The 12,149-nt window shown below is 71.8% G+C and carries 12 protein-coding genes; 7 read left to right on the top strand and 5 right to left on the bottom strand.

Annotated features, from left to right (window positions below):
- Positions 1–17: 17 nt before the first annotated feature.
- Genes ABZZ38_RS25715 through ABZZ38_RS25725 form a run of 3 tightly spaced genes read right to left on the bottom strand, consistent with a single transcriptional unit; the run spans position 18 to position 3,253 of the window.
- Positions 18–395, bottom strand: a complete 378-nt coding sequence (locus tag ABZZ38_RS25715; RefSeq protein ID WP_356744078.1) for a hypothetical protein — start codon at positions 393–395, stop codon at positions 18–20.
- 10 nt (positions 396–405) lie between these two features.
- Complete coding sequence (locus ABZZ38_RS25720) at positions 406–1,935, bottom strand: bifunctional glycosyltransferase/class I SAM-dependent methyltransferase (RefSeq protein WP_356744132.1); 1,530 nt, start codon at positions 1,933–1,935, stop codon at positions 406–408.
- Between the two features lie 46 nt (positions 1,936–1,981).
- Positions 1,982–3,253, bottom strand: coding sequence for a glycosyltransferase family 39 protein (locus tag ABZZ38_RS25725; RefSeq protein WP_356744080.1), 1,272 nt, complete (start codon positions 3,251–3,253; stop codon positions 1,982–1,984).
- Positions 3,254–3,465: 212 nt separating this feature from the next.
- Here ABZZ38_RS25725 and ABZZ38_RS25730 point away from each other — a divergent pair, with 212 nt between their 5' ends.
- The 4 genes from ABZZ38_RS25730 to ABZZ38_RS25745 all read left to right on the top strand — a co-directional run bounded on the left by ABZZ38_RS25730 (position 3,466) and on the right by ABZZ38_RS25745 (position 7,420).
- Positions 3,466–4,533: a glucose-1-phosphate thymidylyltransferase gene (locus tag ABZZ38_RS25730; RefSeq protein WP_356744082.1), complete on the top strand. Its 1,068-nt coding sequence runs from the start codon at positions 3,466–3,468 to the stop codon at positions 4,531–4,533.
- Positions 4,530–5,522, top strand: coding sequence for a dTDP-glucose 4,6-dehydratase (gene rfbB, locus ABZZ38_RS25735; protein WP_356744084.1), 993 nt, complete (start codon positions 4,530–4,532; stop codon positions 5,520–5,522). Before ABZZ38_RS25730 ends, rfbB begins: the two co-directional genes overlap by 4 nt.
- On the top strand, positions 5,519–6,376 hold the full coding sequence (gene rfbD, locus ABZZ38_RS25740; protein WP_356744086.1) for a dTDP-4-dehydrorhamnose reductase: 858 nt from the start codon (positions 5,519–5,521) through the stop codon (positions 6,374–6,376). The genes rfbB and rfbD overlap by 4 nt, the downstream gene beginning before the upstream one ends.
- 111 nt (positions 6,377–6,487) lie before the next feature.
- Entirely contained in the window at positions 6,488–7,420 is a 933-nt protein-coding gene (locus ABZZ38_RS25745; RefSeq protein WP_356744088.1) for a serine hydrolase, read from the top strand.
- Between the two features lie 82 nt (positions 7,421–7,502).
- Here the strand turns inward: ABZZ38_RS25745 and rfbC are convergent, their stop codons facing one another.
- Positions 7,503–8,132, bottom strand: a complete 630-nt coding sequence (rfbC, locus tag ABZZ38_RS25750) for a dTDP-4-dehydrorhamnose 3,5-epimerase (RefSeq protein ID WP_356744090.1) — start codon at positions 8,130–8,132, stop codon at positions 7,503–7,505.
- 107 nt (positions 8,133–8,239) lie between these two features.
- Positions 8,240–8,854 carry a TetR/AcrR family transcriptional regulator gene (locus ABZZ38_RS25755; protein WP_356744092.1) on the bottom strand — a complete coding sequence of 205 codons (615 nt, stop codon included), beginning with the start codon at positions 8,852–8,854 and terminating at the stop codon, positions 8,240–8,242.
- A 163-nt stretch (positions 8,855–9,017) separates the two neighbouring features.
- Between ABZZ38_RS25755 and ABZZ38_RS25760 the strand changes: the two genes are divergently transcribed.
- Genes ABZZ38_RS25760 through ABZZ38_RS25770 form a run of 3 tightly spaced genes read left to right on the top strand, consistent with a single transcriptional unit; the run spans position 9,018 to position 12,031 of the window.
- Entirely contained in the window at positions 9,018–9,905 is an 888-nt protein-coding gene (locus ABZZ38_RS25760; protein ID WP_356744094.1) for an ABC transporter permease, read from the top strand.
- 58 nt (positions 9,906–9,963) lie between these two features.
- Positions 9,964–10,776: an ATP-binding cassette domain-containing protein gene (locus ABZZ38_RS25765; RefSeq protein ID WP_356744096.1), complete on the top strand. Its 813-nt coding sequence runs from the start codon at positions 9,964–9,966 to the stop codon at positions 10,774–10,776.
- 37 nt (positions 10,777–10,813) lie between these two features.
- Positions 10,814–12,031: a glycosyltransferase 87 family protein gene (locus ABZZ38_RS25770; RefSeq protein ID WP_356744098.1), complete on the top strand. Its 1,218-nt coding sequence runs from the start codon at positions 10,814–10,816 to the stop codon at positions 12,029–12,031.
- Positions 12,032–12,149: the final 118 nt, after the last annotated feature.

Genomic DNA, 12,149 nt, shown 5'->3' on the forward strand with positions numbered 1-12,149 from the left:
CCTTCCGGGACGGGTGGTTACTGGTGACGTTGGCCGGCGAAGACCGTGATGAGGCCGATCACCACGAGCAGCGAGCCGGCCCAGGTCCACAGCGAGGTCCGCTCGTGCAGCAGGGTCGACCCGGCCAGCACGATCAGCAGGTAGCCGAGGGCGTTGAAGGGGTACGCGACGGACAGCGGCACCCGCGCCAGGGTGGACATCCAGGCGAGGGCGGACACCGCGAAGACGGTGAGCCCGAGCACGACCCAGGGTGTGGTCGCGGCGCGGACGGCCAGGGAGCCGCCGCTCCTCTCCGCGGCGGTGGCCGCGGTCTTCATACCGTGCTTGAGCATGATCTGGCCGGCCGCGGACGAGAGGACCGCGAAGAGCAGCAGCGACAGGCTGGGCAGGGTCACCGTCCGCCTCTCACACGCCGACGCGGTCGGCAGGGGCGTCCGTGGGGACGAACTGGCGGTTGAGGATGTCCTGGACATCGATGTGCTCCCCAGCGATGATCGTCCGCGCCGCGTGCGGGGTGAGCAGTGCGACGTACTGGTAGCCGAAGAGGGTCGGCCGGATGCGGGTCAGCAGTGTCGACAGCCCGCCGAGCGCCCGGGCCACCGGTCCGCCGCCGAGGACGGACCAGAACGGCGCACCGGTGGCGCGCAGGGACAGCAGGTCGTACCCGGCGGCGCGTACGGTGCGGCGCAGACTGGCGCGGCTGAAGAAGCGCAGGTGTGTCTCGTCGAGGATGCCGCGCCGGTCGTAGTCGAAGGCGCCGAGCGCGACGCGCAGCCGCGAGTACCAGTGCCCGAAGTTCGGTACGGAGACGAGGACGTGCCCGTCGGGCCGCAGGACGTCGCGCAGCCGGGAGAGCAGTTGCTCGGGCCGGGAGAGGTGCTCGATGACGTCGCCGGCGACGACGTAGTCGTACCCGTCGCCGATGCCGGCGGGCAGGCCCTCCTCCAGGTCGGCGAGGAAGAACCCGCCGGAGCAGCGGTCCCGTACGCCCTCGACCTCCACGCGGTCGATGCCGGTGACGTGGTGTCCGAGGGCTTCGAGGCGCTCGGCGAACAGGCCTCCGGAGCAGCCGACGTCGAGGACGCGGCCGGGTGGCATGTCGCGCAGCCGGTCCAGGATGACGGCGTGCGAGGAGCCGTCGCCCTCCTTGAAGGCGTACTCGACGGGCTTGGGGATCCAGCCGCAGGTGCCGAAGCCCTTCTTCGCCAGGCGGTACTCGATGACGTCCTTGACGACGTCCTTGGCGTAGCGCAGGCCGTTGACGTAGCAGATCTCGTCCCCGTAATAGGTGGGGATGGGGATCTCCTTGATGCGCATGCCCGCGTCGACGAGCTGGACGATGATCTGGGTGTCGAAGTCGAAGGCGTCGGTGTTGCGTTCGACGGGGAGCTTGCGCAGGGCGTCGACGCTGTAGGCGCGGTAGCCGGAGTGGAACTCGCTGAGGGAGGAGCCGAGGAGCTTGTTCTCCAGCCGGGTCAGGACGCGGTTGCCGAGCCACTTGTAGGCGGGCATGCCGCCGCGCAGGGCGTCCTTGGGGCGCATCATGCGGGAGCCGAAGACGGCTTCGCACTCGCCGCGTTCGAGCGGCTCGACCATCTCGGGCAGCAGTTCGGGGGCGTACTGGCCGTCGCCGTGGAGCAGGACGACGATGTCGAGCCCGCGCTCGGCGGCGAGCGCGTACCCGGCTTTCTGGTTTCCGCCGTAGCCGAGGTTCTTGGTGTGGCGCATGACGACGGTGGGGGGCATGCCGTCGAGCTGGGACCAGCGGCAGCCGGCGGTGAAGGTGGCATCGTGGCTGGCGTCGTCGAGGATCAGGATCTCGGCGATCTTCGAGCGGAAGTCGGCGGGGATGCGGTCGAGGGTCTTCTCCAGCGTCGACTCCGCGTTGTACGCGACGACGAGAATGCCGATTCTGGGGCTTGCGCCTTCCGTCAGGGGGCTCACGGACTTCTCCACTCTCGCGGGGCGGGGGACGGGCGGGTCAGTTGGCGGGGGCGGAGGGCGAGGACCGCGTGTGCGGGACGGACGCCTCCACGGCGGGCGCGGGCACCTGCGGGTCGCCGTGCGCGGAGGGCGCGGGTTGCCGCTGTTCCGGAGGCGGCGCGGTCAGCAGGCGGTGGATGCCCGTCGCCACGCACACCGCCAGCACCGCCCAGCCCAGCGCGCCGAAGGCCATCTCGGTGTCCGTCCAGTGGACGGGCCTCCGGCCGGAGTAGACGGACGCGGCCACCCCGCCGACGACGACGCCGTACGCGAGGCCCTGCCACAGCCCGATGAGGAAGAGGCCGGCCGCCGGCCACGCCAGGTACTGCACGCCCGAGGCGGTGCTCAGCAGGAGCAGCAGCCCGAGGGTGACGGCGACGGCGACGGGTGTGTCGGCCGGGCGCCGCCAGGCCAGCCACACCCCCACCGCCATGATCGCCGCGACGATCAGGAAGTGGCCGTCCCCGCGCACCAGGCTCACGTACGGTTCGGGCACCCCCGCCCAGCGGGCGAAGCGGATGATGCCCCAGAAGCTGAAGTTGCCGCCCGCGTACTCGAGGACGTTCGCCTTCAGCGCGCCCGGCACGGTGGCGACCACCGGCCCCCACACGACGAGGAACAGCGCCGCGCAGCCCGCCGTGAACCGCGGCAGCGCGGGTCGCCCGGCCCGCCAGGCGGCGGCGAACAGCAGCGGCACCGCCACCACCGGGATGATCTTCACGCTCACGCACAGTGCCGTCGCGAGCCCGGCCGCCACCGGCATTCTGCGGTCGACCAGCAGATGGGCGGCGGCGAACGCGAACATGACGGCGACCGAGTCGGTGTTCCCGTGGTAGCCGGAGGTCGCCACCAGCACCGGGCACAGCGCGGCGCCGAGCGCGCAGAGGACCGCCGTCCGCAGCCGCGCCCGCCGCCGTACGATCGCGAACACCAGCAGTACGGTGAGGAAGTCGGCGAGACAGGCCGGGAAGCGGATCAGGGGCCGCCACGGCACCCCGTGCTGCGCCAGCCACTCCATGCCGAGCAGCATCCAGCTCGCCAGCGGCGGGTGGTTGTAGACGGGCAGCCAGGGCAGCGGCTCGGCGTAGACATGGATCGGGTCCGTCCGGGCGATGGCCCGCGCGAAGCCCCAGAAGAAACGCACATCGGCGGGCCCACGGGTGGACGCGGCGAGCGCCACTTTCGAGACGAACGCGACCGCCGCGACAGCGAGGACGACGATCCGGGCTTTCCGCACGTCCCCGGAGAGGGACGACATTCGGACGTTCATGGTTGACGAACGTAGCAATACCAACGGTACGACGCGAAGCACCGATTAACACACTTAAAGCGCGCCAAGGGCAACAGAGTTCGCTGTGCGTGCGTTATCCCAAGGAAAGCGACTTCGCGAATCACACGTATGGCCCACGACCGTACGTAATTCGTGGCGGTCAACTCTCGTTCACAACCTGCACCTTGTCCCCGCCAGCTGAGGCAGGCCCAGTGAAAGCACTCGTACTCTCCGGAGGCGCCGGCACCCGGCTGCGTCCCATCACACACACCTCCGCCAAACAACTCGTCCCCGTCGCCAACAAGCCGGTGCTCTTCTACGGGCTGGAATCGATCGCCGCCGCCGGCATCCGGGACGTCGGCATCATCGTCGGTGACACGGCGGCGGAGATCCGGGCGGCCGTCGGCGACGGTTCGCGCTTCGGTCTGGACGTCACGTACATCCCGCAGTACGCGCCGCTGGGCCTCGCCCACGCCGTGCTGATCGCCCGGGAATTCCTCGGCGACGACGATTTCGTGATGTATCTCGGCGACAACTTCATCGTCGGCGGCATCACGGATCTGGTCGCTGAATTCCGCGCGACGCGCCCCGACGCGCAGATCCTGCTGACCAAGGTGCCCGACCCGCGCGCCTTCGGCGTCGCCGAGCTGGACGTCGACGGGCGGGTGGCGCGGCTGGAGGAGAAGCCGGCCGATCCGCGCAGCGACCTCGCCCTGGTCGGGGTGTACCTGTTCTCCCCCGCCGTGCACGAGGCGGTGCGCGCCATCGAGCCGTCCGCGCGCGGCGAGCTGGAGATCACGCACGCGCTGCAGTGGCTCATCGACGAACGGCGCACGGTGAAGTCGACGATCGTCTCCGGCTACTGGAAGGACACCGGAAACGTCGCCGACATGCTGGAGGTCAACCGCTCCGTCCTGGAGCTGCTCACCCCCGCCGACGAAGGCTCCGTCGACGCCGCCACCGAGATCATCGGCAGAGTCCGGATCGGCGAGGGCGCCACCGTGCGCGGCTCGCGCATCGTCGGGCCGGTCGTCATCGGCGCGGGCACCGTCGTGGAGAACTCCTACATCGGCCCGTCCACCTCCATCGCGGAGAACTGCCGGGTGACGGACAGCGAGATCGAGTACTCCATCGTGCTCAGCGGCTCCTCGCTGCACGGCGTGGGCCGCGTGGAGGCCTCGCTGATCGGCCGTAACGTCGAGATCACCCCGGCCCCGCCCATCCCGGCCGCCCACCGTCTGGTGCTCGGCGATCACAGCAAGGTGCAGATCTCCTCATGACGACCCCGCTCACGCGTGTCCTGGTGACCGGCGGTGCCGGTTTCATCGGCTCTCACTACGTCCGTACGCTGCTGGGCCCGTCCGGGCCGGGGCACGTCGAGGTGACCGTCCTCGACCGCCTCACCTACGCCGGCAACCCGGCGAACCTCGCCGCGGTGCGCGGGCATCCCCGCTTCGCCTTCGTGCGGGGCGACATCCGCGACGCCGACCTGGTCGACAAGCTGGTCTCCGAGCACGACCAGATCGTGCACTTCGCCGCCGAGTCGCACGTGGACCGCTCCATCCTGGGCGCCGTCGAGTTCGTACGGACCAACGTGCTCGGGACGCAGACGCTGCTGGACGCGGCGCTGCGGCACCGGATCGCCGGTTTCGTGCACATCTCGACGGACGAGGTGTACGGCTCGATCGACGCGGGCTCGTGGACGGAGGACGCACCCCTGCGCCCCAACTCCCCGTACGCCGCGTCCAAGGCGTCCAGCGACCTCATCGCCCTCTCCTACCACCGCACCCACGGCCTGGACGTGCGGGTGACGCGCTGTTCCAACAACTACGGCCCCCACCACTTCCCCGAGAAGGTCGTCCCGCTCTTCATCACCCGGCTCCTCGACGGCGGGCGGGTGCCGCTGTACGGGGACGGCTCGCACGTACGGGACTGGCTGCACGTCGACGACCATGTGCGCGCCGTCGAGCTCGTACGGACGCGGGGCAGGGCGGGCGAGATCTACCACGTGGGCGGTGGCACGGAGCTGACCAACCGGGAGCTGACGAGCCTGTTGCTCCGCGCGTGCGGCGCGGACTGGTCGCGCGTGGACCACGTGGCGGACCGCAAGGGCCACGACCGGCGGTACTCCGTCGACTGGACGAAGATCCGCGACGAGCTCGGCTACCGGCCGGCCACGGACTTCGCGACGGGGCTCGCGGAGACGGTCGCCTGGTACGCCGCGAACCGCTCGTGGTGGCAGCCGCTGCTGGCGAAGGCGGCCCTGTGAGCGGGCGGCCCTGGCTGGTCACGGGCGCGGGCGGGATGCTCGCCCGGGATGTGCTGGCCCGCCTGGGCGACGAGGGGGTGGGCCTGCCCCGCCGGGCGCTGGACCTGACGGACCCGGCCGCGCTCCGTGCGACGCTCACCGCCCTGCGCCCGCCGGTGGTCGTCAACTGCGCGGCGTGGACGGCGGTCGACGACGCCGAGACGCGGGAGTCCGAGGCGCTGGCGGTGAACGGCACGGGGGTGCGGTCACTGGCGGAGGCGTGCGCGGCGGTCGGGTGCGTCCTCCTGCACGTGTCGACGGACTACGTTTTCGACGGCCACGCGCGCGTGCCGTACGCCGAGGACACGGTGCCCGCGCCGCGCTCGGCGTACGGCCGCACCAAACTGGCGGGCGAGCGCGCCGTCCTGGAGGTGTTGCCGGAGCGCGGGTACGTGGTGCGGACGGCGTGGCTGTACGGGGCGGGCGGCGCCAACTTCGTCCGCACGATGGCCCGGCTGGAGGCGGAGCGGCCCTTCGTGGACGTGGTGGACGACCAGCGGGGCCAGCCGACGTGGAGCGCGGACGTGGCGCGCCTGCTGGTGCACCTGGGCCGCTCCGGGGCCCCGCCCGGCGTCTACCACGCCACCAACGCGGGTGACGGCACGTGGTACGACCTGGCCCGTGAGGTGTTCCGGCTGCTGGGCGCCGACCCCGGCCGGGTGAGGCCCACCACGAGCGCGGCGTTCCCCCGGCCGGCGCCCCGCCCGGCCTACAGCGTCCTCGGCCACGACCGCTGGCGGGACGCGGGGCTGATGCCCCTGAGGGACTGGCGGGAAGCGCTGCCCGTGGCGCTTCCCGCCCTGCTCGCCGGGTGATTCGATCCGGACGGCTTTTCCGTACATCCTTGTGGCAGTCTCGGCGGTCCTGTTCACGGGCCCGTTTTCCGGGGGCCCTTCACCGGAACCGTGAACAGGGAGCCGTCCCCTTTGATATCCACACTCATTCGCGGGCGCCGCGCCGCCACCGTCGTCCTCACGAGCGGCCTGCTGCTCACGGCCTCGCCCCTCGCCGCACCGGCGCAGGCCGCGCCGCTGCCGACGCTGACGGCCAAGGGCGCCTTCCTGCTGGACCACGCGGACACCAGGGCGCTGTACGGCAAGGGTGCCGACACGCGCCGCCAGATGGCCAGCACGACGAAGATCATGACGGCCGCGGTGGTGCTCAGCACCCCCGGCGTCGACCTCAACCGCAAGGTGACCGTCAAGCAGACGTACCGGGACTACGTGGCCCGCAACGGCGCGAGCACGGCCGACCTGCGCACCGGCGACAAGGTCACCGTCCGGCAGCTGCTGTACGGGACGATGCTGCCGTCCGGCTGTGACGCGGCGTACGCGCTCGCGGACACCTTCGGCACCGGGACGACGACCGCGGCCCGCACGAAGTCGTTCATCACGAAGATGAACCAGAAGGCCGCCTCGCTGGGGCTGAAGAACACGAAGTTCGACTCGTTCGACGGCATCTCGTCGGCCGGGTACAACTACACGACCCCGCGCGACCTGGCGAAGATCGCGCGGTACGCCTTCAACTTCTCCAACTTCCGGGCCGTCGTGAAGGCCACGTCGTACAAGAGCACGGCGACCACCAGCACGGGCGGCACGCGCACGTACACCTGGTACAACACCAACAAGCTGCTGGGCTCCTACAGCGGCGCCGTCGGCATCAAGACGGGTACGGGCACGTCGGCCGGGCCGTGCCTGGTCTTCGCCGCGACGCGCGGCACCAAGACCTACATCGGTGTCGTCCTCAACGCCACGGACCGCTACCGGGACGCGGCGAAGCTGCTGGACTACGGCTTCGGCTCCTCCACGGCGAGCACGATGCAGCTGCGCACCCTGCCGGCCGGCGCCCAGCAGGACTGACGCCGCCCGCATCCGACATGACAGCCCGTCCGCGCGGTCGCGCGGGCGGGCTGCTGTGTACGGGTGCCTTCGTCGCGGGCGGTCAGCGGCTCGCCGGGACGCGGGGCCGGTCCGCCGACTGCGCGCGCAGGGTGGCGTACCACTCGGTGCACGCCGCGTGGGACGGCAGCAGGCCCGCGCGTTCCGCTTCGGCGAGGGTGGGGGCTTGCGCGTCCTTGTCGGACAGGAGCGGGGCCAGGCCGTCCGGCCAGGTGATGGCGAGGTCCGGGTCGAGGGGGTGGACACCGTGCTCGCGGGCGGGGGTGTAGCCGCGGGAGCAGAGGTAGACGACGGTGGCGTCGTCGGTGAGCGCCATGAAGGCGTGGCCCAGTCCCTCGGCGAGGTGGACGGCGCGGTGGTCGCGGTCGTCGAGCGGGACCGCCTCCCAGGCACGGAAGGTGGGCGAGCCGGTGCGGAGGTCGACCACCACGTCCAGGACGGCGCCGCGCACACAGGTGACGTACTTGGCCTGGCCGGGCGGTACGTCGGCGAAGTGGATGCCGCGCAGGGTGCCGCGGCGGGATACGGAGCAGTTCGCCTGCGCGAGCCCGAGCCCGTACCCGGCGGCCCCGGTCAGGTCCGGCGCCCGGAACCACTCGTGGAAGCTGCCGCGGCTGTCGTGGAAGACGCGGGGTTCCATGACCCACGCGCCGTCGATGCTGAGCGCACGCACTGTCGGCCCACCGTCCTTTCGTGTCGGCAGGCCCAACCGCCGAGCGCCCACGGCGTCACCGATCCGGCCGCCAACCGGGTGACCGGCGACCCGGGTGGCGGGCGGCCTCAGGACGTGAGCGCCGCGACCGCCGCCGTGGCGAGGTCGTCCAGGTAGCCCTTCGGGAGCGGGGAGCGGACCACCACGAGGCGCCAGTACAGGGGACCGATGATCAGGTCCAGCGCGCGGTCCGGGTCCGTACCCTCCGGCAGTTCGCCGCGCGCCACCGCGTCCCGTACCACCGCCGTCGCCACGCCCTGCTGGCTGTCCAGCAGGGCGGCCCTGACCGCCTCGGCGATCTCGGGGTGGCGTGCGGCCTCGACCAGCAGGTCGGGGATGACCTGTGAGGCGACCGGGTGGCGCAGGGCGTGGGCCGCGACTTCGAGGAGGGCGCGGACGTCGCCGTACAGCGAGCCCGTCGAGGGCGCCGGGAGCCCCTGCGTCGCGAAGGCGGTCAGCAGGTCGAGGACGAGGGACAGCTTGGACTTCCAGCGCCGGTAGACCGCCGTCTTGCCGACGCCCGCCCGCCGCGCGATGCCCTCGATGGACATCCGGGCGAAGCCGACGGCCGCGAGTTCCTCGAAGACGGCGGCCCGGATCGCGTCGGTCACGTCCTCCCGGAGCACCGCGGCTCCCGCGGGGGCACGGCGTGGCGGCGGTGTTGCAGTCATGCCCCGGATCATAGCGCCACGCCTCCGTCACGACGGGACGGTTGCGTTCCGACGTACACCCGTCCTACCCTCTCCCCGTAGCGACGATACGGTTCCGTTCCGTCCGGGCACCGTGCTCGACCCTCCCCCGTGATCGGCCATCCGATCCCCCGTCGACGACCCCCGAGAGGCTGCCGTGAGTACGTACACAGCCGAGGAGGACCTCCGGAGCCTCGCCCTGCGCCACGGGCTGACCGTCAGCGGCGCACGGCCGACGCTCCCCGAGTACACCCGGAGCCTGTGGTCGCGGCGCCACTTCATCACCGCCTTCGCGACGGCGCGGCTCACCGCCCAGTACAGCCAGGCCCGGCTCGGCCAGGTCTGGCAGCTGATGAACCCGCTCCTCAACGCGGCCGTCTACTTCTTCATCTTCGGCGTGCTGATGAACACCCGGCACGACGTCCCGGACTACGTCCCCTTCCTCGTCACCGGCGTCTTCATCTGGACCTTCACGTCCTCCTCGATCACCGCCGGCACCCGCGCCATCAGCGGCAACATGGGCCTGGTCCGGGCGCTGCACTTCCCGCGGGCCGGCCTGCCCATCTCGCTCGCCCTCCAGCAGCTCCAGCAGCTGGTGTTCTCGCTCGGCGCGCTCGTCGTCATCCTCTTCTGCTTCGGCGTCCGGCCCGGCTGGTCCTGGCTGCTGGCCGTCCCGGCCCTGCTCCTGCAGTCGCTGTTCAACACGGGCGTCTCCATGACGATGGCGCGCCTCGCGGCCCGCACCCCCGACATCGCGCAGCTGATGCCGTTCGTCCTGCGGACCTGGATGTACGTGTCGGGCGTGATGTGGAGCATCGACAAGGTCCTCGCCGACAACCGCGTCCCGCACGTCGTCGGCCTGGCCCTGGAGTACAACCCGGCGGCCGTCTACATCGACCTGGTCCGCTTCGCGCTCATCGACAGTTTCACCGCCGACCGGCTGCCGTCCCACGTGTGGGCCGTCGCGGCCGGCTGGGCGCTGCTCGCCTTCGTGGGCGGCTTCATCTACTTCTGGAAGGCAGAGGAGACGTACGGCCGTGGCTGAATCCGCATCCGCACTCGCACCGGCGCCCGCACCCGCGCCCCTATCCGCCACTTCGCCCGTGTCGGCGTCCGCACCCGCACCCGCACCCGCGTCGGCGCCCGCGCCCACCGGCGCGAGGATTCCGACCGTCGTCGTCGACGGCGCCCATGTGACGTACACCGTCCAGGGCACCGGCGGCGCGGCGAGGGGCAACCCCCTCCAGCGCATCCTGAGCCGGAGGCGGAGGACCGGGGGCGCCCGCACCGTCCACGCCGTCAAGGGCGTCAGCTTCGTCGCCTACAAGGGCGAGGCCATCGGTCTCATCGGGTCGAACGGCTCCGGCAAGTCGACCCTGCTGAAGGCCATCGCGGGGCTGCTGCCCACCAGCGAGGGCCGGATCTACACCCAGGGCCAGCCGTCCCTCCTCGGCGTGAACGCCGCGCTGATGAGCGACCTGTCCGGCGAGCGCAACGTCATCCTCGGCGGTCTCGCGATGGGCATGACGCGGGAGGAGATCCACGCCCGTTACCAGGAGATCGTCGACTTCTCCGGCATCAACGAGAAGGGCGACTTCATCTCGCTGCCCATGCGCACGTACTCCTCCGGCATGGGCGCCCGCCTCCGCTTCGCCATCGCCGCCGCCAAGAGCCATGACGTCCTGCTCATCGACGAGGCGCTGGCCACGGGCGACGCCAAGTTCCGCGCCCGCAGCCAGGAGCGCATCAACCAGCTGCGCGCCGAGGCGGGCACGGTCTTCCTGGTGAGCCACAGCAACTCCACGATCAAGCAGACCTGCGACCGGGCGATCTGGCTGGAGGCCGGGACTCTGATCATGGACGGGCCGTCGGCGGAGGTCGTCGACGCGTACGAGGCGCACACGAAGAAGAAATAACAAGAATCACAACAAACTGGGCATAAAGTGCGCTGCGATGACGATGACGTACCGGATCAGCGCACGCCATACCGCCCCCGCCCTCTCCGCCGCGCTCGCCCTGACCGCCGTGTGGACCCTCACCCGCGCCGGCATGCTCCTGCTGCTGTGGCGCGACACGCTCGGCATCGGCGGCGTCGGGCGCGAGGTGTACGTCCTGTACCGCCACTGGTACGAGCTGCTGGCGCTCGGCACGTTCCCGCCGGGCGACGTCACGTGGCAGTACCCGCCCGCCGCCGGGCTGGTGATGCTCGCGCCGGGCGCCGTGCCGTGGCTCACGTACTACCAGGGTTTCGTCGCGCTGACCCTGCTCGCCGACGCCGTGGTCACCGTGGCCCTCGCCCGGGCCGGCGGGACCGGCGCCTGGCTGTGGGTGGGCGGGCTGCCGCTGCTGCTGCACCTGCCGCTCGCCCGGTACGACGTCCAGGTCACCGCCCTCGCCGTCCTCGCCCTGCTGGCGGTACGGGCGGGGCGGCCCCGCCTCGGCGGCGCGCTCGCCGGGGTCGGCGCCCTGGTGAAGGTGTGGCCGGTGCTCACCCTGGTGGGCACCCCGCGCGGCCCGGCCACCCGCCGGGCGTGGACGTCCGCCGCCGTCGCCGCGGCCACGCTGCTCGCCGCCCTCGTGCTCGTGTTCACCCACACGCTGGGGTTCCTGCGCCAGCAGGGCGGCCGCGGTGTACAGATCGAGTCGCTCGGCGGCACCGCGCTCTCCGTGGCCCGGCTCGTGGGATGGCCGGGGACGGTCGAGTACCGGTACGGCGCCTTCGAGCTGACCGGACCCTACGTGTCGAGCGTCGCCCACCTCGCGCTGCTGCTGACCGCCGCCGCCTTCTGCTGGCTGCTCGGGTGGCGGCTGAGGTCGCGGCGCTGGACGGCGGCCACGCCGCTGGACGCCGCGCTGAGCGCCGTCCTCCTCTTCACCGTCACCAGCAGGGTCATCAGCCCCCAGTACATGGTGTGGCTGCTGGGCCTGGCCGCGGTCTGTCTCACCTCCCGGCACACCACCCAGCGCCCGGTCGCGCTCCTGCTGCTGCCCGCGGCGGCGCTCAGCTCCCTCGCCTACCCCGTGCTGTACGACGACGTCATCGCCGTGACGCCGCTGGGCTGCGGGGTGGTGGCCGCCCGCAACGTGCTGCTGATCGCCGCGACCGCGGTCTCCTGCCGCCGGCTGTGGGCCGCGACCGTCTCCAAGGTCCCCTCGTATTCCGTCCGGTGACCCTCCCAGGACCCGCAGGACCCGCAGGGCCGCGCGAGACCCGGCCGGATACCGGCTGATCGCGCGTCTCGGTGAGGGCGGCATGGGCACGCGGTGACGCGACGGGGGCGCCCGCCGG

The sequence above is a fragment of the Streptomyces sp. NPDC006368 genome (genome assembly GCF_040612535.1).
Taxonomy (GTDB): Bacteria; Actinomycetota; Actinomycetes; order Streptomycetales; family Streptomycetaceae; genus Streptomyces.